Consider the following 22879-nt stretch of genomic DNA (forward strand, 5'->3'; position numbering starts at 1 on the left):
ATGAGAATGGGACTGCTGAACGGAAAAATTGCGCTGGTAACCGGCGCCGGTTCAGGCATCGGCCGCGAAACCGCAATCCTGCTGGCGAAAGAAGGGGCGACGGTCGTTCTGACCGGCCGCCGCCTCGATCCGCTGCGCGAGGTCGTGGAACTGATCGAGAAGAAAAAGGGTAGGGCGATTGCCCGGACGCTCGATATCGCCTCGCGCGAGGCGATCTTCGACACGGTGAAGTCGATCGGTGAGGCCGTCGGTCCCGTCGATATTCTGGTGAACAATGCCGGTTCCGCCAGCAAGGTGCTCAACGCCCGCTTCATCGGTGAGGAGGAGTGGAACGCCACCATCAACGTCAATCTGACGGCCGTGTTCAACCTGACACAGGCGGTACTGCCGGAGATGATCGCAAAGGGTGAGGGCACCATCATCACCGTCTCCTCGCTCGCCGCCCTCAATCCCAATCTTCTGGGCGGCGTGGCCTATGGCGCTGCCAAGGCGGGCGTGAAGAATTTCATGACCTTCCTGCACAATACCTATCGCAACCAGGGTATCCGCGCGACGACCATTCTGCCGGGCGAGACCGATACACCGATCATGAACAACCGCGCGCGTCCGCCTTTGAAGGAAGAACGCGCCGTGATGATGGATCCGCATGATGTGGCCCGCGCCATCCTGCTTTGCGCCAGCCTGAACAAAAGCGCAGTCATTCCGGAACTGCACATTTGCCCGACCCATATGCGTGACACATCGAAGGATATCGAAGTCGCGCGCTGGGTGGGCGCACCGGACGATACGCCGGACATGCCGAAAAAGAACTAGGGAGAGACGTCCATGAATGGAGCAAAGCTGCGCGCCCGTCTTGCGGCGGGTGAAGCTATCAGCATGTTCACCCCGCATCATACGTCGTCGGGCCTTTCCGCCCGGCTGGTGGAACTGGGCGCGGACGCGGTCTTCCTCGATTGCGAGCACGGCACATGGAGCTTTGAGGATGTGCGCGCGGCCGGGCAGGTGGTGCGCTCCGTCGGTGGTGCTGCCATCGTACGCCCGCATTCGCACGAGCGGCCGCTCATCATCCGCTATCTGAATGCCGGCGCGGACGGGATCATGGTGCCCATGGTCGGCAATGCCGACGAGGCCCGCGCGATTGTCGATGCGGTGCGTTACGCCCTGCCGTCAGACTATGAAAAACGGCTTGTCATCGCCATGATCGAGACCGTCGATGCGATCGATGCTCTGGACAAGATGCTGACGGTCGAGGGTATCGACGTCTTCTTCATCGGTCCCGGCGATCTTTCCCAGGATATGGGTTATCCGCCCGCGCCGCCATTCGGCGAGCCGCGCCCGGATGTGGTGATAGAGAAGGTCGCCATCGCCGTCGACAAGATACGCGCAGCCGGAAAAATCGCGGGAACGCTTGCGACGCTGGATGAAATGCCGCACTGGCGGGAGCGCGGCGTGCAATTCTTCTATGTCCATTCCGATCCGTTCCTGCGTCGCGGTCTCGCTGCGGTGAAGAAGGCACTCGCCTGAGGTGGAGCAGGGGTTTCTCGACTGAACGATGCCGCAAGCGAGGGCCTGAACCTTCAGGCCCTCGCCATGCAGTTAGAATTCCGCCGTCACGGGTTTCCACAAATGCTCCGGATCGAAGCTGTCGCAGCGCGCGATCACAATGCGGGTGCCGTTTTTAACGCGCCGCCGCCAAAGATCGGAACGGTCGGACTGCGCCCGAAGCGAACCTTCATCCTGAAGCTTCTGCAGCATCGACCGCGAAAGCCCGAGTTCAGACGCCAGCAGACGGTCAAGGCGTATGCCGGCCTGAAACGGAACCGTGAGATCGATCTCCGCCATGGCCCAGTCGGGAGGTTCATCCCTTATCTGTTTCGCGATATCGAATTCGGGAAACTCATCGACGCGCTGCGATTTACATCTCAAAGCTTCGAGGTTGAAGGTCTCCGCTCTTATCCATTGCGGATCGTTGGACTGCAGCGCTTCGAGAACCGCAGGGCTTATGTCCCGGACATTCTGCCGCTCGAAAATCGGCCTGTTCCAACTCTTGTCGCAGATTATGCATCTATAGATAAGCCAGGCATCCAGCTTGCGGCCATTGGCATTGAGCCGGATCTTGCCACTGGCCTGAAACGCCCTCAGGCCGCCGCATCCGCTGCATGCAAGCCAGGGCTGGGGCGCCGTTCGTGGCGTAACGGTCCATTGGACCCGAAGTAAATTGCACATAGTCTCTTGGTCTTCCATTTGGAAGTCCACCAAGATGGTGCAGGAGAAAACCCTTACGGGAACGGCATGGCGGTGTTTTTGGGTGGTGAAGAGCTGAGACAGCGGCGCTGCGCAGGGCACATTGTAACAATGCCAGACCGGTCTCTTGCCACCACCCGATGAACATGATCATACGCCGACAGCCTGTGGCTATCCGGCAATACGGGTGAAACTGGATTGAGACCGGTATTTACTTAGGCAAAGTCTACCTCGATGCGCCAATGCTCTTCGGCGGCGACAATAACAAATGATCGCTCCGAAACAGAGTCATCCAGTGCGGCGAAAAGGCCGAAAGCCGTTGCGATGCGACTTTTATGCAACGTCAGGTGACCCGCCCGCCCATTCTTCCCGGTTCAGATGACGTTTCGGACAGGCTCTATCGTCATAAAAATAATGGAAACATATACTTACATAACGGCTTGTGCGTTTATTTCCGGGAGGCGGCGGTTTTATGCCTGCTATCTGTGGCTGTCGGAAACGGAAGTATACGTCGGAGAGTCGCGTCTTTACGAATGAAATGGTGCCATAACGCTGCCGCCACATGAAGAAAGACGATGGCTGCGGCAAGGTAGGCGAGGGTGGCGTGAACCTCGCTCCAGAAGGCCTCCGCCTTGTCGGAAATCACCAGGGGCAATCCCGGCACGACCACGAGGTCGAAGACGTAACTGGGGATTTGCAGGGGCGAGGTCGACGCGATTGCCCAGCCGGCGAGGGGAACGGCGAGCGTCAGGAACAGCAACGCGGCGTGAGCGGCCCGCGCGGCGAACCTCGCTGCCAGCCCATCACCTTCTAGAGCATGCGGCTTTCTACTGAAAACAGACCACAGGAAACGCGGCGCGGCGAGGGCCAGCACCAGAAATCCTATCGACTTGTGATATTGGAACAGGTCGAACTGAAGAACCGGGTCGATATTGTCGCGGCTCATCAGATATCCCAGCGCAAGCTGCGCCAGAAAAAGCACCGCGATTGTCCAGTGGAACGCGATTGCCACCAGTCCGTAGGATAGGGGCGTATTACGCCACACCCGTTCCCGCGTCGTTGCGCTATCGGAATGATCCTCGAAATATCTCATCGGCTAGCTCAATTGTTGATAGGTGTCTTTCGCGATGGCGTCCATGCGGTCGGATGGCAGGTTGCCGACCAAAGCACAGCGAATGGTTTCGTCGTCCCAGGAGATGGCCTCCAGCGAACCGAGGCTGGACCGCCGCATGGCGGTGTCGCTCGAATCGGCTGCAGCCACGATATAAAGAGTGACGCGCTGCCCGCTTTTATCCTCATACATCAGCTGGGCGGCGGCGCCTTCGGAGCTGGGAAGAACCCGGCCGCCGACAAGCGACAGACCGTGGCGGGTGAGGTCGGGAATGTTCAGTTTGCGGTCCAGCCGCTTCGAAAGCCATTTCGGCAGGCTGGAAGCATTCTCCGCATCGGCCCGGATTTCGACGGGATGCAGAACCTCGCTCGCAAACAGCTTATGCGCCTGCGCTGCATCAGCCACGATAGAATGGGTCGGTTCCGCGACCTGGGACACCAGCCCGCGCCCGAACCACCCGCCCGTCAACCCAACGGCCAGAATAAGGATCGATGCCGCCGCCACGTTACGCCAATCCGCGCGCTGCAACCGCAGACGCCGCTCGATGCGGTACACATTGAGACGCTCGGGCAGGGCGTCGGTATCAAGAGGGCCGTAGAGAGCCGTCAGCGTCGCATTCTGCTGTTGCCACATCGCAACCTTACGCGCGTCGGCCGGATTGGAGGCGAGGTGGGCACGAACGGCGTCACGCTGCCTGTCTTCGAGCTGCCCGTCGACATAAGAGATCAGATCGGCTTCGGTTATCTGCGCTTCGCTGCCGGTCATTTTATCACCTTGAGATTTGGCTGGTCTTCCTGGGTCATCCGGGCGAGAGCCGTTCGGGCCCGCCCCAGACGGGACATCAGCGTGCCCAGCGGAATTTCAAGAACATCTGCCGCTTCCGCATAACTGAGACCCTCGACGACGACGAGGAGCAGGGCCTCGCGATGTTCGCCGGACAGTTTTTCGATAGCGCGGGCCATTTCGGCAAGCGCAATCCGGCCCGTCTGCGCCGCCGGCACAAACAGCTGTTCCGCAACATCGTCGATCGGCACTTGCGAGGGCCGGCGATTGCGGCCGCGCAGATTATTGCGGTAGACGTTGACGAGCACCCGATACAACCACGGACGCAACGGTCCTTGCGGTTTCCACAGCGCCTTTTTACGGATGGCTCTTTCCAGACAGTCCTGGACGAGATCGTCAGCCGTGTCACGATCATGCGTAAGCGCATTCGCGTAGCGGCGAAGCGCTGGTATGCAACTCGTCATCTCGTCCAGAAAATCCGGCATGGACACTATTCCTTGGCAATGTGCCAGACGCCGCCAACGCCATCGCCCGTGACATCGCCGGGCTTCTTGTCCATCTGCCAGCGATAGAGCGGTTTTCCGTCATGCGACCATTGCATCGTACCATCTTTGCGGGAAATTGGTTTATAGTCGCCATCCGCCTTGTCGGTTTTCGAGGCGGCGAGGGGCGGCCATTTCTTTGCGCAGCCGTCATAGCAGACCGATGCGCCATTGGTATCATTGTCGAACGTATAGAGTGTCATGCCCTTGGCGTCGGTAAGGATCGGGCCTTTGGCCGTTGCCTTTTCAACCACGGCGCCACCGGCATATGGTTCGGCGAGGGCAGCCGTGGCGGCAAGTGCTACAACGCCGGCCAGAATGAAATGATGTGCACGCATGACGATAATCCTTTGAAGGGTAACGGATCGGACGATATGCCCGATATTAGACAAACACCCGCCCTCGGCTTTTAATCCCATCGCCGCTTGATTTTTTGCTGTCCCAGCGCCTTTATCTGACGCCCTTTAAATCAATGTCGAATGCAACCGTATTCGAATAGAGCGGCACTCCGACACCCATGCCATAGGGCAAGCGTGCAACATTGCCGGTGACGTGGAAGGTGACGGATCCCTTCTGTTGTTCAACGAATGTCGCGTGAAACGTTTCGGGTCTGGATATGCCTCTGGCTGTCAATGTGCCTTCAACCACGGCGCTGCGCGGTCCGTCCTGCGTAACGCGGCTGGAGCGAAACACGATCTGCGGATAAACGGCGATATTGAAAACCGCACTGGATCGCAGGAAATTTTCCACCCGTTCTTGCCCGGTCTGGACGCTGGAAGGGTTGAGACTGATTTCAACGTAAGATCTGGCCGGCTGGTCCGGGTCGATATCAAAGCGGCCGGAAATATCAGGAATTGTGCCCTTGATCCCAGGGCCGGCAACCTGCGCAATTGAAAAGCGAATGTGAGAGGCAGGATCGATACGATAGCGTCCGGCCGCCGATGAGAATGGACTGGCAGACACCGGCGTGCAAATCAATGTCACGATAAGAAGAGTGATGGAGTGGGAATATTTCACGGCGCAAGTTCCTTCATGAGTAGTCGCACTCAGGAGAACACCACAGGACGAGGTTTAATCCGCACCACGCCGGCAGATCGTCAAAATCCCTCCCATAGCGGAAGACCGCCTTTGACTGTGCCGGAAAACACCCGTCAGCGAGATGGCTACAATCCACAAACAATGTCAAAGCTGATTAGAGATGCGACGCCGCTGGCCCGTTAGAAATGCGACACTGGCACCGCAGATCAGCCCTCGACCGAACCGGCTGGGCCGAGTTGCAAGGGTAGGGAGGGGGCGGGTGATGGAACACCCCTTCGGCTTTAGCTTCCTTAGTCGTCACGGCTGCTTTGCGCCAATTTCGGGCGTCCTTGAAGCGTTTAAGTCGGTCTGCTCCCGAGCCCGAAGGCGAAGATAACGGCTGATCTCTGATCCGCCGCAAGCGGTCATTCCCAGCAGAACAAGTTGCGTGTAAATCAGATAACGAATCCTATCGCGGATAGGCAGCATTTCGACTGGCGGACCGTATTGGAGGGCTCGATTGCAGACGGACGACCTTCCCAACTACCGCTTCACTGCGAAGATCCAGAGATATCGTGATACCCCGCAAAAGGTCGAGATGGCCTACGTCATCGAGGACCGAGGCCTCTCGGTGACGCGAGGGCGGTCCGTCAGCCTCGTCCCGTGGACGTCGCTTCGATTCCTGCACCTCCACGTCACGAGTGGGGTCGGCACCACTGGCTTTCCAGTCTACAGCACGCGTCTAAGGACGCGCTTCGCGTCAAACGAAATCTCCTCGCTCGATTGGCTCGAAGAAACGGGCGTCGATCGGTCCGCCGACTACGTTCGCTTCATGGAAGAACTGATTCCATTTGCGGCCACACGGAACCCACCGCTTCGCTTGCGATACGGCGGCGATCCCATGTTGGAAACGGCGATTCCGATGGTGCTGACCCTCTTCGTCGCCCCGCTCGTCCTCATCCTATTCTTAGTCGTGAAGTTGCCGCTCAGTGTTTTTGCAATCGCGTGGAAGAAGCCCCTTACGAAGCTCGCGCCATGGCTTTTCAGCACAGGGTTCGGCGTCGCGTTGAACGCGCTCCCCTGGTCCAGCGGGAAACCGTTCGAGGCGCACGATCTGCCCGCGGCTGAACTTCCGATGAGATATCGGGAAGGTGCCGTCTACAAGAGACATGTCGATCTTGACCAACGGTGACGCGCGAGCCCTCCAATCGTTACTCTCGGGAACCTAGCACATCGCGGCGTCATGCGAGGAGAGTGTCGCATTTCTATCCGGCCCAGCTATCGCATTACCACCACATTTAATGATCGCATAAGATAGATTATGGAACATAAATCATCGTCTGGAAGCGTTACGTTTAACGTTGAAATCCCGTATTCGCTCTAATGTGATGACGGAAAACCTGTCTGAACTCCCTGAAACTTCCAAAGCCGAGAGAGATTGCCAGCCTCATGACCGTCGATTGCGAAACGGCGCAATGATCGGCAAGCGAATGCACTGTTCCGAACGCCACTATTTCGGGATGAGCGACAGCCGTTCGCGCCAGCCGCGCCTGATTTTTGGAGAGCCTGAGTTCAGTCGCCGTGATCATGCCCTTCAGTTCAGCGAAAGTCGTGGGTTTCTCAATGACCACGTGGCTTCTCATGATGATAGCACCTTGCAATTGATGATTAGCCTGCTTCAGAAGACCAGCCTTCAAACTTCGTTTGAATGAATTCGAATGCCCGTGCCGTGTATTCCTTTGGCGGCGCAACAACGGGATCCTGTTCGGCTTCAACAACCAGCCATCCGTCATATCCGGTGCTCTTCACGAACCGGACAACCGGATCGAAGTCGACAACGCCATCGCCTGGAACGGTGAACATGCCGTTGCGAACACCCTTGTTGAAACTCAAGTCATTGGTCCGCACATCTTCCCGAACAGCCTTGCGCATATCCTTCAGATGAATGTGAACGATACGGTCACCAAGGTGCTCGATCAGCTTTTCATAATCAAAGCCCGCCGCTGCCGCATGTCCCGTATCCAGAAGCAGGCCGGCCTCCGGCCCGGCGCCGCCGATGATGTCGGAAATTTCATCGAATGTTTCTGCGATCATCATCAAATGATGATGATAAGCCAGCTTCAGGCCGTATCTGTCGAAGAGACGCTTGCCGAAGTCGGTCAGGCGAGCGGCGTAGCCGGTCCTGTCTGTCGCCTGCATGACAAGGCGGTGGGACATGGGAGCATCAAGCGGCGCTCCTGGCGTCATCATGGCGACCTCGCCATAGACGAGAACGCCGCAGCCCATGGCCTTCAGAAGCTCGGCATGTTCCACGACCGAGGCCATCTCATCCTCGACAGTCCTTTCCGCAAGCTGTCCCGAATGCCACCCCGACGCCAGGGCAAGCCCATGATTTTCGAGCAATGGTCGAAGGATCGATACATCACGCGGAAATTTCCGGCCGAGTTCGATACCGGCATAGCCATTCGACGCGGCTTCTGACACGCATGTCTCAAGAGAAATATCGGCTCCCAGATCCTCGAGCACATCGTTCGCCCAAGACAGAGGGCTGACAGCAAGGCGCGCTTTTGACTGGGGCAATGTCGTGTTCTCGCTCATTGACGAACCTCTCCAAATTATTCGAGCATGTCCGGTGAAATCAGGTCAGTTTCCGGTCATGAATTCCGAAATGCCGGTTCGCTGGCAGGGAGGGCAGGCACGCCCTCCCATCGGCGGCGGCGATCAACCGATACTGATCGGCTGCCTGGTTGAAACGGACTCGATTGCGGCAAGCGCGATCGCCAGAGCGTTGCGGGCATCGATACCTGTCGGCGCATCCTTGATCGCACCGTTGCGAACCGCCTCTACGAATGACGCGATCTGGGCCGTATAACCTTGGACGAAGTGGTCCGTATCGCGCCGCCACGTGTCGTAGGAGACGCCATCCTTGTTGAAGAGTGTCATACTGGAACGGCGAACGTCGCCCATGGTGACCATGCCGCCCGAGCCGAAGACTTCACCGCGGATGTCGTAGCCGTACATTGCGCAGAAGTTTGCTTCGGCGACGGCAATGGACCCGTTGTCAAAGCGGATGTTGACAACGGCCGTATCGAGAAACCCTTTGTCGCGTGCATCCGGACGAACAAGCGCATCCGCCATGGCGAAAACTTCGACCGGTTTTGCGCCGGGGTTCAGCCAGAGCAGAGTGTCGAAGTCGTGGATCAGCGTTTCATAGAAGATCGTCCACAGCGGGATTTTGTCGGGATCGGCGCCGAACGGGCCTGGATCACGCGTCAGCGAACGGATGAGCTGCGGCGCACCGACTTTTCCTGCATCGATCGCTGCGCGTCCCTCGGCAAATGCCTGGTCCCAGCGGCGGTTAAAGCCAACCTGAAGCGGAACGCCCGCAGCTTTGGCGGCCGCAATGCCGCGCTCCGCATCTTCAAGGGTGAGCGCCATCGGCTTTTCGCAAAACACTGCCTTGCCGGCCTCGGCAGCCTGCACCAGAATATTCGTGTGGAACCGCGCCGGCGTTGCGATGATAACGGCATCCAGATCCGGATGAGCAAGCATTGCGGCGACATCGGTGTAGGAAGCATCGACGCCCAGCTTGCCGGCAAGCGTCGCTGCCGCGCCGGGTGCAGGATCGGCTATTGCTACAAGTTCCGCATCCACCAGCCTTTTGGCGACGCTTTCGCCATGGAAAGAGCCGATGCGCCCTGCTCCGATAAGCCCGATATTGACAGTTTTGACCTTGGCCATGATTTGTGTCCTGTTTCTGGGAATTAGAGAGTGAAGGCTTCGCGGAAGGTCAGGAGCGCGGCCTCGGAATCTCCGGCCGCCCATGCCTCCATCCCGATCGGACCGGAATAGCCCATATTGTTCAGCGCCTTGGCGACGCCCTTCCAGTTCACCTCGCCCGTACCCGGCTCGCAGCGTCCGGGAACGTCGGCCACCTGAATCTCGCCGATCCATGGCAGGCATTTCCGGCACAGTTCGATCAGGTTCCCCTCCCCGATCTGGGCATGATAAAGATCCAGATTGAGACGAAGGCGTGGATGATTGATGCTGGATACCAGGGCCAGGGTGTCTTCGGCGCGGCCGAACGGCACACCGGGATGATCGACGGGAAGGTTCAGGTTCTCCAGTGTGAAAACCACATTCTCTTCTTCCGCCAAATCGACGATGCGGCGTAACGTATCCTGCGCCTTCAGCCACATCGCTCCCGTGATGACCTCGACCGGCTGAACGGGAAGGCCGCGATCCCCAAGGCCTGTTCCGTGAAGGTTGAGACGTTGGACGCCGAGACGTTTACCGATCTGAGCGGTTTCCCGAGCCGTCCTCAGGAGTTCGGTTGCCCCCTCCTCATCGGTGAGCCGGCCGGCCAGATAGCCGTTCATGATTGTGAAGGTTGCGCCGGTGGCTTCCAGCTTGCCGATGTCATGTTCCGGCCAGTTCCAGAGGCCGACGCCGAATCCCAGCTCCTTCAGGCGGGAGGCGCGCCATTCTATCGGCCTGTCCCGCCACAGCATCTCCGCGCAGGCGGCCAATGGAAACGGGGTGTTGATGGCATTGCTCATTGGGGTGATTCCCTGGGTTTTGGGTATGGGTGTTCGAACCCGGCGCTGACGCCGAGCTCAATGTCGTTTTCATGGGGTTCTGTCAGATGGTTCCGCCCAGTTCCGCGGAGATCGACTGGAGTTCCTTGCCGCCAGCCATGAGGTTCTGGAGACCATCAAGATCGATCTCATTCTTGGCAAAAGTGCCAAGTGTCTTCCCTCTGTTTAAAGCCGTGAAGCGGTTGCCCACCGCATAGGCGTGGCGAACATTGTGGGTAATGAAGATCACGCCCAGCCCCTTGCTGCGCACCTGATCGATGTATTTTAGAACCATCGAGGTCTGCGCTACGCCAAGGGCGGATGTCGGTTCATCGAGAATGAGAACCTTCGCCCCGAAATAGACGGCACGGGCAATTGCCACACACTGGCGTTCGCCACCGGAAAGCGTGCCAACGGCCTGTCCGGGCTCACGGACATCGATGCCGATCTTTCTCATCTCCTCGCTCGTGACGCGATCGGCGAATTCCATGTCCATGTATTTGAACGGACCGAACCCCTTGAGCGGCTCGCGACCCATGAAGAAATTGCGTGTCACCGACATCAGCGGGATCATCGCCAGATCCTGATAAACGGTGGCGATCCCTGCATCGAGCGCACCGCGTGGGCCATTGAAAGCGTGCGGTTTTCCTTCGACCAGGAAGTCACCCGATGTCGGCTTATGTACGCCGGAAAGTGTATTGATGAGAGTGGACTTGCCTGCCCCGTTGTCTCCGAGAAGGCAGAGAACCTCCCCTGCGTGGACGCTCAGCGAGACGCCGTTGAGCGCGATGATGGAACCGAAATGTTTCACGAGGTTCTTGACCTCGACAAGTGGTGTCTGGGTCGTGCTCATCAGCGTTCTCCCGTCACACGCTTACGAATGATATTGTTGAAAATAACCGCGGTCAGCAGCATTCCACCAAGGAAGACGAGGTACCAATCCTGATCGATGGAGGTGTAGGTCAGGCCGATCAGAACCATGCCGAAGACGATCGAACCGAAGAACGCGCCGATTGCCGAACCATAACCGCCGGTCAGAAGACATCCGCCGATAACGGCCGCGATGATGGCTTCGAATTCCTTTTGAAAGCCACGCCGGGCATCGGTGGAACCGGCATCGAGGACCGTCAGGATGGCGACAAGAGTGGCGCACATCGCGGTGACGATGAACAAGGTGGTTTTCACACGAGCGACAGGCACGCCAGACTTGCGGGCAGCCTTCGGGTCACCGCCGGAGGCGAAGATCCAGTTCCCGAATCGCGTCCGAAGCAGCACCCACGTCGCGACGAGGGCGATCAGGACGAACCAGAGGATTTCGACAGGTATGCCCGGAACTTTTGGAGCGCCGTTCGGAAAGGTATCGATGATACCTTGATTGCCAAGCCAGGAAAACAGGCCCGTAAACGCGTCGCCGGAGAACAGCGGAGCGATCGGACTATCCGCCACCGCCTCCCGCATTCCACGCAGCTGCGTCGAGCCGCCGCTCGCCCATTTCAGTCCGACAAGCGTCAGTCCCCGCAGAATAAAAAGGAAGGCAAGCGTAACGATGAACGATGGCAACCCGGTCCGCATGGTGAGCTGAGCATTGGTGATGCCGATGACCACGGCGAAACCGAGCGCGATCAGAATCGCGACGCTGAGGGGCAGATCAAGCACAACAAGCGCCGTACCGAACACAAGGCCCGCAAAGGCGACCATTGAACCGATAGACAGATCGAACTCACCGCCGATCATCAAAAGCGCCGCGCCAATCGCAAGGATTCCCAGCTGTGCGGCCGGGGCCATGAAATTGACCACGCCGGCAAGCGTGAACATGGCCGGATTGGCCGTGAAATAGAAGAAAATGGTGACGAGAACCAGTCCTGCGACGGCGCCGAGTTCCGGCCGCCGCGCCAGCGCGGTCATTGTCGAAACCTTTTTCAGGCGTTCGTCGGATCGAGTCGGAGACCCGTTCTGTTCGTTTGCCAGCGTCATGGTCGTACCTCAGAAGTAAGTTGTTATACCTGCGCCATCGGTTTCCGCTCACGCGTCACGCGGATCGGATATCGGGCGATGTGGGCAGCTCCCGCTAGAGGTGCGGGAACTGCGGGAGGGGTTCCGCCTAGCGGATACCCTGGGAGGATTTCTCGATAACCGAAGCTGCGGCATCCTTCTCGACGAAGCTCGGACCGGAAGCGACGTTTCCAGCGGGGATCGTGCCGTATTTGGCATTCAGCGCGAGGAACGTGACCGGGAGATAACCCTGCAGATAGGGTTGCTGGTCGACTGCAAAGAGTGCCTTGCCCTCGGAAACAGCCTTCAGAAAATTGGCCGAAAGATCATAGGAGGCAACCTTGACCTTGTCGCCATTGCCCATTTTGTCAACGACAGCCACGGCGCGCTCCCCGACGAGCGGAGCGGACAGGCCAAGGACGGCATCAATGGACGGATCGGACGTCAGGGCAGCCTGGATCTTGGCTTCAATTTCCGCCGGATCGCTCGTCGTGGGCAGGATTGTGACCTTGCCACCCTCAAACCCCTTTGCAGTACCGGCGCAGCGCTGGTCGAGAGCGGCATTGCCCACTTCCTGGTTGACGCAGAGAACATGCTTCAGGCCAAGCGACTTCAGCTTTTCGCCGACCTTCACACCCGCAGGAAGTTCATCCTGGCCGACATGCAGCTTAATGCCGAGCTTCTCGGCGGCCGCAATACCGGAGTTCATGGAAATGACCGGAATGCCGGCGGCGACGGCCTTTTCTACGGCCGGTCCGAGTGCGTCCGGGTCGGGATTGGAGATTATGATGCCTGCCGGGTTCTGATTGACCGCAGCCTCGATGAGCTGAGCCATTGCAACCATGTCGAAGGTCTCAGGCGCGCGGTAGTCGACCTTGGCATTGATGTCCTTGCCGGCCTGCATCATGCCGTTCTTGACGATGGACCAGAACGGATCCGAAGCCTGACCATGCGTGACGGCAATGATGCTGGGCTGTTCATCGGCCTTTACACCCACCGACCAGGCGCCAGCCAGCGATACGGCAATAGCAGCCGAAGTAAATGTCTTCAAAATCGATTTCATTTTTTCCTCCTCAATGCCACCCACTCCTCTGGCTGGCAAATTCGAATGCTACCGGGTGCAAATGTATTTGCTACCGGGTGCAAGCAGGTGCATATTATGTGGGAATGCGTTAAAAGCAAGCATTCATTTCGTCGGAATATAAAAATGGAACACATATTCCATTTACGGGGGAAGTCATGCGCAAGAGAGCAACGGCAAAGCAGGTAGCGGAAGCGGCCGGGGTATCGAAGTGGACCGTCATTCGCGCTTTCACGCCCGGCGCTTCAATTACCGATGAAAGCAAGCGAAAAGTGCTCGAGACCGCCGCGGCTTTGAACTACACGCCCAACCTGCTCGCCCGGAGTCTTGCCACCAATTCCACCGGACAGGTCGCTGTTTTCGTGGATGACTTCTCAAACCCGCAAAAGCTGCCGTTCCTCGAGGCGCTGACCGAAAAACTGCAGGCCGCCGGACTGGTGGTGATGCTCATCAATATCAATAACCATTTCGACCATGTGAACGCGCTTCTTCATGCCGATCAGCGGCAAGTGGACGCCATCGTCCTGTTCGGCACGGCGTTTCGCGACGAGACCCTCACGGATCTGCAACTCGGTCATGGAATGCCGCCAATGTTCGTACTTGCGCGCGATAGCCAGATCGAGGGCGTTCCCGCCGTCGTCTGCGACGCAGAACTTGCGCTGAGGGAAATCGTCGATCATCTCCATGCGAAGGGATACAAACGGCCAGGCTTCATGAGTGGCGCCGCGGCTCTATCGACGGCGCTTCGACGGCGTCACCACTTTACGGAGTTCTGGGCATCCAAGGGTGTTACGGAAATCGCGCTGCTTTCCGCAGAAAAATACAGCGCGGAAGCGGGTGCCACGTCAGTAAGGGAGTATCTGTCCCGGACCGCCGCGGACGACCGTGTCGATGTCCTCATGTGCGAAAACGATATCCTCGCGATGGGCGCCATGGATGAAATCCGGGGAAATTTCGGGCTCAGAGTTCCCGAAGATATCGCCGTCGTGGGCTTTGACAACTACGAATTGGGCGGGTCATTTGCATATGGCCTCACCACCTACGAGCAGCCGCGCAGCGAAATGGTCGATGTGATCCTCAAGATGATCAAGGGAACGATCGAGCTTGAAACTGTTACGCTGCCGGGCGCGCTGATAGTCAGGAAATCCGCGTAAGATCCATTTTCGAAACCAACAGGAACCATCACAAACATTTTGCTGTTCAAGCATTATCACCGCGGCATTCGTGCAAAACCTTTCGCCAGAATCGGTCCGGTCGGTCTGCCCGTTGGCGATCCGCCTGCCTGCTCGAGCGTGATCTCGTAAAGCTGCTCGCTTTTTGGCGTCGGCAAAGCCGGTCCTGCGAGATGTGCGGATCGAACGCCTTCGATCAGGCCGAGTGAGACTGGCCCAACCTCTTTGGAAGGCAAGGTCCATAGCTGGATCGTCTTGTCCTGCGGTACGGCAAAATCAGCCAGCATCCGCACAGTCGCCTTTTCATTTCCGAAATCCTCGACCACGGCCTGAACTTCGCCAGCCTCGTTGACGAGGACTGCAATCACCAGCGGCTCCATTGTCCGTGTCAGGCTAAAGGTGAGGCCGGCGGCAAGAACGACGGTTGCGGCAATCGCGGAAATGGCAATCGATCGCCACCCGTTTCCTTGATTGTCGTTTGCGGTGCGGATCGGTTTATTGGCCGCGGATTTCTCCTGAAGCGGCAAACGGGATTGGATATTGTTCCATAACTCACCGTTGACGGCTGCGGGCTCAACGCTGGTATCGAGCGGCAGGAAGCGCTCCCGGCTTGCCGCGATTGCCGCCCGCAATTCGTGGTCGCTTTCCATTGCCGCCTCGATGGCCGCAGCCTCCGACGTTTCGAGCAGCCCCAATACATAGTCGTCGGCAATAGCGGGAATGTCTTTGCGATCAAACGTCATGCCATGCACTCCCGAAGCGCCGAAAGTCCGCGCCTTATCCAGGATTTCGTCGTGCCAAGCGGAACCCGCAGCCGGCCGGCGATTTCGCCATGGGAATATCCGGCGACGTAAGCCATCAGAATGCCCTGCCTTTTGGTCTCGTCGAGCGCACCGAGACATTCATAAAGACGCGAATTCCTGTCGAGCTTCTGCCAGGCGGCGATCACTTCATCGGCCTGTTCAATGTCGCGCAGCGTCTCGACATCCTGCACCGCGATTTCACGCCTGCCGTCCCGCAGAAGGTTCAGTGCCCGGTTTCTGACGATGGCGTAAATCCAGCCCCGCGCCGAACCTTGATCCCTCCTGTATTGGTGAGCATGCGTCCAGATACGCACGAAACTTTCCTGCACCACCTCTTCCGCCAGTTCCCTGCGCTTGACGATACGCTCGGCCACCGCGATCAACCGCCCCGCTTCACGGTCGAAAATAGCGCGCAATGCGTTTCGGTCGCCTCTGGCACAGGCAGCGAGCGCCCTGTCGAGATCATCAGGCACGGAGCCCATACGCATGCGAAACCTTTCGAGTTCTGACCGCAGCAACGGCCGATCCTGGCATAATACCCATAGAGCGGCGATATGGATGCATGCGGCAGATATTTTTTTACCGGCTGCATCCAAACGCCCTGCCCCGCGTGTCTTCATTGCTGGAAGCGTTAAATGCCAAAGCTTGAACGGCTTCCAAACGGATCAACGCACGGGAGAAAGACATGACTACTATCCGCTTCACTCTGATCGCCTCCGTCGCTTTCGCAGCGACCGCAGGCGTCGCCGTTTCAGCGCCGGTACTTGGACTGACCGGAGATAAGACACTGGTAATGTTCGATAGCGAAAAGCCGGCCGTTACCAAGACGATGGATGTCACCGGCGTCGACAAGCTTGTCGGCATCGATTTTCGCCCCGGCAGCAAGACCGTTATCGGTGTAACGCCGGATCATCGCATCGTCTCCATCAATCTCGAGACGGGCGCGGCAACCGAAGTGGCCAAGATGGACAAGATGCTGACCCTCACGGAGGCGCCGGTGGTGGTCGATTTCAACCCGATGGCGGATCGTCTGCGCTTCATGACCGGAACGACCAATCACCGCGTCCACCCCGATACCGGCGCCGTGACGGTGGATGGCGCACTCGCCTTCGAAGACGGCGACATGCATAAGGGCGAAACGCCCAACATCGTTGCCGCCGCCTATACCAACTCGATAGGCAAGCCGGAAAAAACGGCGATGTACAATATCGATGCCACCATCGGCGCATTGATCCAGCAGACGAAACCGAATGACGGCACGCTGAAAGCGATCGGCAAGCTTGGCCTCAAGGAAAAACCGGCTACTTATGCGTTTGACATTCACGGTGAGGAAGGCGGCAAGAACACCGCCTATCTGGCTGCGGGTAATACTCTCTACACCGTCAATCTCGAAACCGGCGCGGCCACCGAAGTCGGTGCAATCACCGGCGCGGAGAACGGCCTGCGCGATATTACGGTCCTTCCAGCGATGTGATTTGCGATCACGGGCTCCGAACAAAAAAGAAGGCTGGTCCGTTTGGGGCCAGCCTTTTCCATGACGCCGGTTATTCGCCGGTCACATCTTCGGAAGCAGAACCTTGTCGATGACGTGAATGACGCCGTTCGACTGCTTGACGTCGGCGATGGTGACATGCGCCACGCCGCCGGTCTCGTCGGTCAGCGTGATCTTGCCCATGCTTTCCTTGGCTTTGAGAATGCAGCCGCCAACGGTCTTGACGTCATGCGTACCCTTGTCGTCCTTGATCATCTTTTCGATGGTTTTCGACATGGCATCGGCGGCCACCACATGGCAGGTGAGAACCTTGGTAAGCTGCGCCTTGTTTTCCGGCTTCAGCAGGGTTTCCACAGTGCCCTTGGGCAGCGCCGCAAAGGCTTCGTTGGTGGGTGCGAAGACCGTGAAAGGCCCCTTCCCCTGAAGCGTCTCAACCAGGCCGGCGGCCTTGACGGCTGCGACCAAGGTCGTGTGATCCTTTGAGTTCATCGCATTCTCAACGATGTTCTTGTTTTCGTACATGGCAGCGCCGCCCACCTTCGGATTGGCGGCGAATGCGCTGACGGAGATGGCGGACACGATTGTTGCGACTGCAAGCGTGCCTATCGTGGACCTGATCATCGTAATTTCCTCTTGTTCGATTGCCCCGACGCTCGCTACGCGCCTCCTCGGGCTGACACTCCACAATCGGAGCAAGGGAAGATACGAGCCGGTCGGGAAAAGAGTTTCAGCCGATCCAGATTCGTTGAAAACTTATCCTTATAAGACGAAGAGTGACGCCCTCACCCGTCAGATGGAGCCTAGCGAAACGCGCTTCTCCAGCGCGGACGCCTCTTCTTTCCGTTCGCTGTAACGGTCAGTCAGATAGGCTGAGGCGTCACGCGTCAGCAGGGTGAATTTCACCAGCTCTTCGCAGACATCCACCACCCGGTCGTAATAGGACGACGGCTTCATCCGGCCATCGGCGTCGAATTCCTGATAGGCTCTCGCAACCGAGGACTGGTTGGGAATGGTGATCATCCGCATCCACCGCCCGAGGATCCGCATCTGGTTCACGGCATTGAACGATTGGCTGCCGCCGGAAACCTCCATCACGGCAAGCGTCTTGCCCTGCGTCGGGCGCACGGATCCGACAGAAAGAGGAATCCAGTCGATCTGCGACTTCATGATGCCGGTCATCGCGCCGTGGCGCTCGGGGCTTACCCATAGCTGACCTTCAGACCACAGCGACAGCTCGCGCAGTTCCCGCACCTTCGGGTGGCTGACGGGCGCCTCATCGGGCAAAGGCAGGCCTTTCGGATCGAATATCCGCACCTCGCATCCGAGCCTTTCAAGGAGCCGCGCCGCTTCGAACGCAAGCAAACGGCTGTAGGACACTTCGCGGAGCGAGCCGTAAAGGATCAGGATGCGGGGCTTGTGGGTTGCGAAGGATGAACGGAGCGCATCGAGATCGATCGACTGCAGATGGTCACCATTCAGTGCCGGGAATGTATCAGGCAATTCGCTTTCCTTTCTGATCCAGTATCTGCTCGCCATCCTCCTTGAAGAATGGTCCCTTGAAGCTGTCCGGCAATATATCCAGCACAACCTCGGAAGGACGCGCGAGCCTGGTGCCAAGCGGTGTCACCACGAAGGGACGGTTGATGAGGATCGGTGTGCCGATCATGGCGTCAAGCAATTCGTCTTCGCTCAGGTCGGGATTGTCGAGACCGAGTTCGGCATAGGGTGTGCCCTTCTCGCGAATGACCTCGCGAACGGTCAGGCCTGCTTCCGAGATCATCGTCGCGAGTTCTTCGCGTGTCGGCGGCTCCTGCAGATATTCGATCACCTTCGGTTCGATCCCGGCGGCGCGGATCAGCGCCAGCGTGTTGCGCGATGTCCCGCAGGACGGGTTGTGATAGATCGTGATGTCCATGCTCATTGCCTTTCGGTGACTATTGTTCGGGAAACAGCGGGGGCGGCCTCATACCAGTCCTTTGAGCGGTTCACGATCCAGACGACCGAGAGCATGACCGGTACTTCGATGAGGACGCCGACGACGGTTGCGAGTGCCGCGCCTGACTGAAAGCCGAACAGGCTGATGGCGGCCGCGACCGCGAGTTCGAAGAAGTTGCTGGCGCCGATCAGGGCGGACGGTCCGGCAACGCAATGCCTTTCGCCAGCCATGCGGTTCAGAAGATAGGCGAGCCCGGAATTCAGATAGACCTGGATCAGGATCGGGATGGCGAGCAAGCCGATGACGGTTGGCTGTGCGATGATCTGTTCCCCCTGAAAGGCGAAGAGAAGAACCAGGGTTGCGAGCAGCGCCACAAGCGACATCGGCTGCAGCCTGGCAAGCACGCGATCCAGCACCCGTGACGTACCGTCGGCCGTGAGCTTCCGCCTGATGAGCTGCGCAAGGATGACGGGCACGACGATATAGAGCGCAACGGACAGGATCAGCGTGTCCCATGGAACCGTGATGGCCGACAGGCCAAGCAGCAGGCCGACAATCGGAGCAAATGCAATGACCATGATCGCATCATTGAGCGCGACCTGCGAGAGGGTGAACAGCGGCTCTCCCCGTGTCAGGTTGCTCCAGACGAAAACCATGGCCGTGCAGGGCGCGGTGGCGAGAATGATCAGCCCGGCAATGTAGGAATCGATCTGGTCGCCGGGAAGATAGGGACGAAACAGCCAGCCGATGAAGAGCCAGCCCAGCAGCGCCATGGAAAACGGCTTGACGGCCCAGTTGATGAACAACGTCACGCTGATGCCCCGCCAGTAGGTGCCGACCTGCGCAAGAGACCGGAAATCGATTTTCAGCAGCATCGGAATGATCATCAGCCAGATCAATATTGCAACGGGCATGTTCACCCTGGCGATCTCGGCCGCACCGATAAGCTGGAAGACCCCGGGCATCATGTGCCCGAGGGCGACACCGACAATGATGCACAGGAACACCCACACCGTGAGATAACGTTCGAACCTGGACATTATACGGACCTTCCCTGCGTCGTCGTCGGGGAAGGATAATGCGGCCGTCGGCCGGCCCCCCGCCCTTCACGATGGGAGAAAATTGAGCGCGCGTGATTATTCGTGCGCGGGCTGCGCACGTTATGGACGTTATCTGTCATGGTCTCTTGATCCGGGTTAGGTCGGCGGCTTGGCAGACCTCAAGAGGGCTTCGCCTCCGGGCTGCAGCAGGGTGTAAGTTCGGCAAGGAGCGGAGCACAGAGTTCGGTCGCGCCGCCGCAACAATCCTTCAGCAGGAACAGGATCAGCTCACGCAGACCATCGAGATCCGCGCGGTAGATGATCGACCGGCTTTGCCGCTCGCTTTTGACAAGCCCTGCCCTCGACAATGTGGCAAGATGTGCCGACATCGTGTTCTGCGGAATATCGATGAGACGCGCAAGTTCACCCGCCGGAATACCCTCGGGCTCGTGGCGCACGAGAAGCCGGAAAGTCTCCAGTCGGGTGGATTGGGCGAGCGCGCCGAGCGCCGTTATCGCAATGCTGTTATCCATATATCCAGAATAACGGATATATTGCCACTGTCAACAGCGACGACTTCATTATCTCGCTCACGGGCGGCGGCACGTCAGTATGAAACGTCGGTAGACATAGGTGCGCAGCCTGTTGCGCAGGTTGGCATTTTTACGCTGCGCTTGCGCTATAGGGTCGTGGGAGTGCAGTTCGATGCCGGCAAAGCCTGCGGACGTCAGAAGCGGCATCAGCATGTCGGGCCTCAGCCCCTGCCCGAACGGAAGAGCCTTCATGATGGCGGCGTGGTGAACACTCTGGGCGCCGTCGTAGCTCTTGTCGGCGCCCACCAACCGGTCGATGAGCCAGATCAGCTGGCTTGCGAAGCGCCCTATCGGCTTTGGCCTTGCCCAGTCACCATCGAAGAACAGCAGGCGACCGCCCGGACGAAGCAGCCTGAACCATTCTCGGAAGGCCTTCTCGGGCTCGGTCAATGTCCAGACCAGATGCCGGCAGATGATTGCGTCATAGGACTGGTCCGGTTCCATGGTGTTTTCAGCATCCGCCATGATGAAACGTAGCTTCGGCTTTCCGGCATGTTTCGCCCGCGCCAAGGACAGCATCGCCTCTGAAAAATCCAGTGCCGTGACATCATGACCGAGGTCGTGAATCAGTCGCGTCACCTCGCCCGTGCCGCAGGCCAGTTCAAGGATGCGCTTTGGCTCTGTACCCAGCAAGTCCCTGATCGGCTTCTGCCATGCATCCGCCTCCGGACCGGCAGCAATCCTGTGTCCAAAGGCAAGATCGAACGTTTCGGATCTTTTCGACCAGTAATCCCGGATTTCTTCCTTCAGGTCGAAATTGCCGCCATCCATTGTTTGATCCTTTAGGTATTGCACGTTGTTTCCACCTTGGCGAAATGTCAGTCAGCGGTGTCAAACAGCGCATTGAGCGTTCCGACCGTCACGGCAATCGCAACACCCGGCCAAATCATCAGGCTCGGATGGTCAAAGATAAAAACGCGATATTCGAAGAGCATGGAGCCCCAGTCCGGCTTTGATGGATCCGCGCCAAGGCCGATAAAGGCGAGCGAGGCATAGGCGGTGACCGCAAAACCCGCCTGATTGCCGGTATGTGTCACCATCAGCGGCAGGATGTTCGGCAAAAGATGGCGGATGATCATCCGGAATGGTGGCACACCGAGGGCCTCCGCCGCATGAACAAAGGTTTGTCCAAGCACGCGCTGGCTAAGGGAATGGGCAAACAGGGCCGTCGGCCCAATGCCGGCAAGGCCAAGCGCCAGTCCCGCCGTCATGGGCGTCAGACCGAAAACCGCCGCTGTCGTGAGCGCGATGATCAGCGTCGGGACGGTGATGAAGAATTCGCAGCAGCGCAGCAATGCGCGCTCCTTCCAGCCACCCAGTACGGCGGCGGCTGTGCCGAGCAATGTCCCGCCGGTAAATGCGATGAAGCCAACCGAAAAAACCACCAGCGCCGTGCGCCACCCGCCCGCCATGATGCGGGACAGAAGATCGCGGCCGAGGTGATCGGTTCCCAGCAGGTGGCTCGCCGTCATGCCCGAATGACGGGCAAGAATATCCACCGCATCCGGATCATAGGGCTGCCAGAAGGTGCTCAGAAGCAGGAAAAGAAGCAAAATGGCAAGTGCGGAATACCGGATCATCGCCCAAGCCGCGGATCGAGAAAACGTTGAAGTATATGAACGATCAGGTTCATGAGGAGCAGCCACAGCGCAATGACCATGACATAGGCCTGCAAGACCATCTGGTCGCGCACCGCAATGCTCTGCACAAGAAACTGGCTGAGACCCGGAAGATTGAAGAGAATTTCCATGGTCGCGGTCGAACCGATCACCCAGCCAGCCTCCGAGCGGACCGCCGAAAGCAGCGCATAAAAAGCACTGCGATGCGCGTGACGCCAGAGAGCCTGCCGGCGCGAAAGCCCCTTGGCGAGAGCGGTGCGGAAATAGGGCTGCCGCATGGTTTCCATCATGTCTCGCCGATAGACGCGCGCAAAGACGGCGGTTGAATGCGACGCTATCAGCATGACGGGCAGCACGATCGCGGTGGCGTCGGTCGCGAAGGGACGTATCCATCGCAGCTGGACACCGAGAACCCAGAGCAGAATCAGCCCGAGCCAGAAACCTGGAACGGCTTGGACGAAGACTGAAAATGCGCGGCTTGCGCGGTCGGTAACTCCACCTAGCCGGGCCGCTGCGAAAAATCCGATCGGCACTGCGACGGCGATGGCGAGGAGCATGCCCGCAAGGCCGAGCATGAGGGAAACCGGAAGACGCTCGCTAAACTCCGCGAAAACGGGTTCACCGGTGCGGAAAGACCGCCCCCAGTCACCGATGACGAAATCCGCAAGCCAATGCAGATAACGCAGAAGAAGGGGCCGATCGAGGCCCCATTCTTCCCTCAGTGCAGCGACGGTTTCACTCGTTGCCGTCATGTTCCATACCCTGATGGCGATTTGCACGGGATCGGCGGGCATAAGGGCGATAAGCGTGAAGGATGCAAGCGAAAGCGCAAGCATTGCCAAAGCCGAACGCATGCCGAAACTGAACAATTGCATCA

28 protein-coding genes are annotated in these 22879 nt (G+C 58.5%); 5 read left to right on the top strand and 23 right to left on the bottom strand.

Annotated features, from left to right (window positions below; translation table 11 throughout):
* The first annotated feature begins 6 nt into the window (after window positions 1-6).
* Together AGR13A_RS06960 and AGR13A_RS06965 are read left to right on the top strand one after the other, a co-directional pair.
* Window positions 7-813 (top strand): SDR family oxidoreductase, encoded by an 807-nt coding sequence (locus AGR13A_RS06960; protein ID WP_080834381.1) that lies wholly within the window; start codon window positions 7-9, stop codon window positions 811-813.
* 12 nt (window positions 814-825) lie between these two features.
* Complete coding sequence (locus AGR13A_RS06965; RefSeq protein ID WP_080834383.1) at window positions 826-1524, top strand: HpcH/HpaI aldolase family protein; 699 nt, start codon at window positions 826-828, stop codon at window positions 1522-1524.
* A 72-nt stretch (window positions 1525-1596) separates the two neighbouring features.
* Here the strand turns inward: AGR13A_RS06965 and AGR13A_RS06970 are convergent, their stop codons facing one another.
* The 6 genes from AGR13A_RS06970 to AGR13A_RS06995 form a co-directional block, all read right to left on the bottom strand.
* Window positions 1597-2226 carry a DUF1062 domain-containing protein gene (locus AGR13A_RS06970; RefSeq protein WP_080834384.1) on the bottom strand — a complete coding sequence of 210 codons (630 nt, stop codon included), beginning with the start codon at window positions 2224-2226 and terminating at the stop codon, window positions 1597-1599.
* A 466-nt stretch (window positions 2227-2692) separates the two neighbouring features.
* Window positions 2693-3337 (bottom strand): cytochrome b, encoded by a 645-nt coding sequence (locus tag AGR13A_RS06975; protein ID WP_080834386.1) that lies wholly within the window; start codon window positions 3335-3337, stop codon window positions 2693-2695.
* Window positions 3338-3340: 3 nt separating this feature from the next.
* A complete protein-coding gene (locus AGR13A_RS06980; RefSeq protein WP_080834388.1) occupies window positions 3341-4120 on the bottom strand; it encodes an anti-sigma factor family protein in 780 nt (259 codons plus the stop codon).
* Window positions 4117-4623, bottom strand: coding sequence for a sigma-70 family RNA polymerase sigma factor (locus AGR13A_RS06985; protein ID WP_035217313.1), 507 nt, complete (start codon window positions 4621-4623; stop codon window positions 4117-4119). Before AGR13A_RS06985 ends, AGR13A_RS06980 begins: the two co-directional genes overlap by 4 nt.
* A gap of 5 nt (window positions 4624-4628) precedes the next feature.
* Entirely contained in the window at window positions 4629-5018 is a 390-nt protein-coding gene (locus AGR13A_RS06990; protein WP_080834389.1) for a COG4315 family predicted lipoprotein, read from the bottom strand.
* 112 nt (window positions 5019-5130) lie between these two features.
* On the bottom strand, window positions 5131-5697 hold the full coding sequence (locus AGR13A_RS06995; RefSeq protein ID WP_080834391.1) for a YceI family protein: 567 nt from the start codon (window positions 5695-5697) through the stop codon (window positions 5131-5133).
* Window positions 5698-6217: 520 nt separating this feature from the next.
* On the opposite strand from AGR13A_RS06995, the gene AGR13A_RS07000 reads away from it, so the two are divergent.
* Window positions 6218-6889, top strand: coding sequence for a hypothetical protein (locus AGR13A_RS07000; RefSeq protein WP_167377425.1), 672 nt, complete (start codon window positions 6218-6220; stop codon window positions 6887-6889).
* 163 nt (window positions 6890-7052) lie between these two features.
* On the opposite strand, the gene AGR13A_RS07005 is transcribed toward AGR13A_RS07000, so the two are convergent.
* The 7 genes from AGR13A_RS07005 to AGR13A_RS07035 form a co-directional block, all read right to left on the bottom strand.
* Window positions 7053-7340, bottom strand: a complete 288-nt coding sequence (locus tag AGR13A_RS07005; protein WP_080836630.1) for a MurR/RpiR family transcriptional regulator — start codon at window positions 7338-7340, stop codon at window positions 7053-7055.
* A 25-nt stretch (window positions 7341-7365) separates the two neighbouring features.
* On the bottom strand, window positions 7366-8295 hold the full coding sequence (iolE, locus tag AGR13A_RS07010; protein ID WP_080834393.1) for a myo-inosose-2 dehydratase: 930 nt from the start codon (window positions 8293-8295) through the stop codon (window positions 7366-7368).
* 123 nt (window positions 8296-8418) lie between these two features.
* Complete coding sequence (locus tag AGR13A_RS07015; RefSeq protein WP_080834395.1) at window positions 8419-9438, bottom strand: Gfo/Idh/MocA family oxidoreductase; 1020 nt, start codon at window positions 9436-9438, stop codon at window positions 8419-8421.
* Window positions 9439-9461: 23 nt separating this feature from the next.
* Window positions 9462-10256 (bottom strand): TIM barrel protein, encoded by a 795-nt coding sequence (locus AGR13A_RS07020; RefSeq protein ID WP_080834397.1) that lies wholly within the window; start codon window positions 10254-10256, stop codon window positions 9462-9464.
* Between the two features lie 82 nt (window positions 10257-10338).
* Entirely contained in the window at window positions 10339-11127 is a 789-nt protein-coding gene (locus AGR13A_RS07025) for an ATP-binding cassette domain-containing protein (RefSeq protein WP_080834398.1), read from the bottom strand.
* Window positions 11127-12248, bottom strand: a complete 1122-nt coding sequence (locus tag AGR13A_RS07030) for an ABC transporter permease (protein WP_080834400.1) — start codon at window positions 12246-12248, stop codon at window positions 11127-11129. The genes AGR13A_RS07025 and AGR13A_RS07030 overlap by 1 nt, the downstream gene beginning before the upstream one ends.
* Window positions 12249-12375: 127 nt before the next feature.
* Window positions 12376-13329 carry a sugar ABC transporter substrate-binding protein gene (locus AGR13A_RS07035; protein WP_080834402.1) on the bottom strand — a complete coding sequence of 318 codons (954 nt, stop codon included), beginning with the start codon at window positions 13327-13329 and terminating at the stop codon, window positions 12376-12378.
* A 176-nt stretch (window positions 13330-13505) separates the two neighbouring features.
* Between AGR13A_RS07035 and AGR13A_RS07040 the strand changes: the two genes are divergently transcribed.
* Window positions 13506-14501, top strand: a complete 996-nt coding sequence (locus AGR13A_RS07040; RefSeq protein WP_080834404.1) for a LacI family DNA-binding transcriptional regulator — start codon at window positions 13506-13508, stop codon at window positions 14499-14501.
* A gap of 56 nt (window positions 14502-14557) precedes the next feature.
* On the opposite strand, the gene AGR13A_RS07045 is transcribed toward AGR13A_RS07040, so the two are convergent.
* Entirely contained in the window at window positions 14558-15262 is a 705-nt protein-coding gene (locus AGR13A_RS07045) for an anti-sigma factor (RefSeq protein WP_080834407.1), read from the bottom strand.
* The gene (locus AGR13A_RS07050; RefSeq protein ID WP_080834410.1) at window positions 15259-15804 is read right to left on the bottom strand and encodes a sigma-70 family RNA polymerase sigma factor; all 546 of its coding nucleotides are present in this window, start codon (window positions 15802-15804) and stop codon (window positions 15259-15261) included. The genes AGR13A_RS07045 and AGR13A_RS07050 overlap by 4 nt, the downstream gene beginning before the upstream one ends.
* 203 nt (window positions 15805-16007) lie before the next feature.
* Between AGR13A_RS07050 and AGR13A_RS07055 the strand changes: the two genes are divergently transcribed.
* On the top strand, window positions 16008-16796 hold the full coding sequence (locus AGR13A_RS07055) for a DUF4394 domain-containing protein (protein WP_080834412.1): 789 nt from the start codon (window positions 16008-16010) through the stop codon (window positions 16794-16796).
* Window positions 16797-16877: 81 nt separating this feature from the next.
* Here the strand turns inward: AGR13A_RS07055 and AGR13A_RS07060 are convergent, their stop codons facing one another.
* The 8 genes from AGR13A_RS07060 to AGR13A_RS07095 form a co-directional block, all read right to left on the bottom strand.
* The gene (locus AGR13A_RS07060) at window positions 16878-17435 is read right to left on the bottom strand and encodes a fasciclin domain-containing protein (RefSeq protein WP_080834413.1); all 558 of its coding nucleotides are present in this window, start codon (window positions 17433-17435) and stop codon (window positions 16878-16880) included.
* 168 nt (window positions 17436-17603) lie between these two features.
* Entirely contained in the window at window positions 17604-18350 is a 747-nt protein-coding gene (arsH, locus tag AGR13A_RS07065) for an arsenical resistance protein ArsH (RefSeq protein ID WP_167377426.1), read from the bottom strand.
* The gene (arsC, locus tag AGR13A_RS07070; RefSeq protein WP_080834415.1) at window positions 18307-18729 is read right to left on the bottom strand and encodes an arsenate reductase (glutaredoxin); all 423 of its coding nucleotides are present in this window, start codon (window positions 18727-18729) and stop codon (window positions 18307-18309) included. Before arsC ends, arsH begins: the two co-directional genes overlap by 44 nt.
* Before the next feature lie 2 nt (window positions 18730-18731).
* Window positions 18732-19790: an ACR3 family arsenite efflux transporter gene (gene arsB, locus AGR13A_RS07075; protein WP_080834417.1), complete on the bottom strand. Its 1059-nt coding sequence runs from the start codon at window positions 19788-19790 to the stop codon at window positions 18732-18734.
* A 179-nt stretch (window positions 19791-19969) separates the two neighbouring features.
* Window positions 19970-20323 carry an ArsR/SmtB family transcription factor gene (locus tag AGR13A_RS07080; RefSeq protein ID WP_035217292.1) on the bottom strand — a complete coding sequence of 118 codons (354 nt, stop codon included), beginning with the start codon at window positions 20321-20323 and terminating at the stop codon, window positions 19970-19972.
* A 57-nt stretch (window positions 20324-20380) separates the two neighbouring features.
* Entirely contained in the window at window positions 20381-21154 is a 774-nt protein-coding gene (locus AGR13A_RS07085; RefSeq protein ID WP_080834419.1) for a class I SAM-dependent methyltransferase, read from the bottom strand.
* Between the two features lie 47 nt (window positions 21155-21201).
* Window positions 21202-21963, bottom strand: a complete 762-nt coding sequence (locus AGR13A_RS07090) for an ABC transporter permease (RefSeq protein ID WP_080834421.1) — start codon at window positions 21961-21963, stop codon at window positions 21202-21204.
* Window positions 21960-22877: an ABC transporter permease gene (locus tag AGR13A_RS07095; RefSeq protein ID WP_308400177.1), complete on the bottom strand. Its 918-nt coding sequence runs from the start codon at window positions 22875-22877 to the stop codon at window positions 21960-21962. Before AGR13A_RS07095 ends, AGR13A_RS07090 begins: the two co-directional genes overlap by 4 nt.
* Window positions 22878-22879 lie beyond the last annotated feature (2 nt).

The sequence above is a fragment of the Agrobacterium genomosp. 13 str. CFBP 6927 genome (genome assembly GCA_900012615.1).
Taxonomy (GTDB): domain Bacteria; phylum Pseudomonadota; class Alphaproteobacteria; order Rhizobiales; family Rhizobiaceae; genus Agrobacterium.

Coding starts and splice junctions, on each gene's coding strand:
- AGR13A_RS07020 (WP_080834397.1), bottom strand. CDS start 10,256: ATGAGCAATGCCATCAACACCCCGTTTCCATTGGCCGCCTGCGCGGAG.
- AGR13A_RS07080 (WP_035217292.1), bottom strand. CDS start 20,323: ATGGATAACAGCATTGCGATAACGGCGCTCGGCGCGCTCGCCCAATCC.
- AGR13A_RS07045 (WP_080834407.1), bottom strand. CDS start 15,262: ATGACGTTTGATCGCAAAGACATTCCCGCTATTGCCGACGACTATGTA.
- AGR13A_RS07090 (WP_080834421.1), bottom strand. CDS start 21,963: ATGATCCGGTATTCCGCACTTGCCATTTTGCTTCTTTTCCTGCTTCTG.
- AGR13A_RS07035 (WP_080834402.1), bottom strand. CDS start 13,329: ATGAAATCGATTTTGAAGACATTTACTTCGGCTGCTATTGCCGTATCG.
- AGR13A_RS07005 (WP_080836630.1), bottom strand. CDS start 7,340: ATGAGAAGCCACGTGGTCATTGAGAAACCCACGACTTTCGCTGAACTG.
- arsB (WP_080834417.1), bottom strand. CDS start 19,790: ATGTCCAGGTTCGAACGTTATCTCACGGTGTGGGTGTTCCTGTGCATC.
- AGR13A_RS07030 (WP_080834400.1), bottom strand. CDS start 12,248: ATGACGCTGGCAAACGAACAGAACGGGTCTCCGACTCGATCCGACGAA.
- AGR13A_RS07095 (WP_308400177.1), bottom strand. CDS start 22,877: ATGCAATTGTTCAGTTTCGGCATGCGTTCGGCTTTGGCAATGCTTGCG.
- AGR13A_RS06965 (WP_080834383.1), top strand. CDS start 826: ATGAATGGAGCAAAGCTGCGCGCCCGTCTTGCGGCGGGTGAAGCTATC.
- AGR13A_RS06980 (WP_080834388.1), bottom strand. CDS start 4,120: ATGACCGGCAGCGAAGCGCAGATAACCGAAGCCGATCTGATCTCTTAT.
- arsH (WP_167377426.1), bottom strand. CDS start 18,350: ATGGCGAGCAGATACTGGATCAGAAAGGAAAGCGAATTGCCTGATACA.
- AGR13A_RS06985 (WP_035217313.1), bottom strand. CDS start 4,623: ATGCCGGATTTTCTGGACGAGATGACGAGTTGCATACCAGCGCTTCGC.
- AGR13A_RS07025 (WP_080834398.1), bottom strand. CDS start 11,127: ATGAGCACGACCCAGACACCACTTGTCGAGGTCAAGAACCTCGTGAAA.
- AGR13A_RS07050 (WP_080834410.1), bottom strand. CDS start 15,804: ATGGGCTCCGTGCCTGATGATCTCGACAGGGCGCTCGCTGCCTGTGCC.
- AGR13A_RS07060 (WP_080834413.1), bottom strand. CDS start 17,435: ATGATCAGGTCCACGATAGGCACGCTTGCAGTCGCAACAATCGTGTCC.
- AGR13A_RS07040 (WP_080834404.1), top strand. CDS start 13,506: ATGCGCAAGAGAGCAACGGCAAAGCAGGTAGCGGAAGCGGCCGGGGTA.
- AGR13A_RS07015 (WP_080834395.1), bottom strand. CDS start 9,438: ATGGCCAAGGTCAAAACTGTCAATATCGGGCTTATCGGAGCAGGGCGC.
- AGR13A_RS06990 (WP_080834389.1), bottom strand. CDS start 5,018: ATGCGTGCACATCATTTCATTCTGGCCGGCGTTGTAGCACTTGCCGCC.
- AGR13A_RS06975 (WP_080834386.1), bottom strand. CDS start 3,337: ATGAGATATTTCGAGGATCATTCCGATAGCGCAACGACGCGGGAACGG.
- AGR13A_RS06960 (WP_080834381.1), top strand. CDS start 7: ATGGGACTGCTGAACGGAAAAATTGCGCTGGTAACCGGCGCCGGTTCA.
- arsC (WP_080834415.1), bottom strand. CDS start 18,729: ATGGACATCACGATCTATCACAACCCGTCCTGCGGGACATCGCGCAAC.
- AGR13A_RS07055 (WP_080834412.1), top strand. CDS start 16,008: ATGACTACTATCCGCTTCACTCTGATCGCCTCCGTCGCTTTCGCAGCG.
- iolE (WP_080834393.1), bottom strand. CDS start 8,295: ATGAGCGAGAACACGACATTGCCCCAGTCAAAAGCGCGCCTTGCTGTC.
- AGR13A_RS06970 (WP_080834384.1), bottom strand. CDS start 2,226: ATGTGCAATTTACTTCGGGTCCAATGGACCGTTACGCCACGAACGGCG.
- AGR13A_RS07085 (WP_080834419.1), bottom strand. CDS start 21,154: ATGGATGGCGGCAATTTCGACCTGAAGGAAGAAATCCGGGATTACTGG.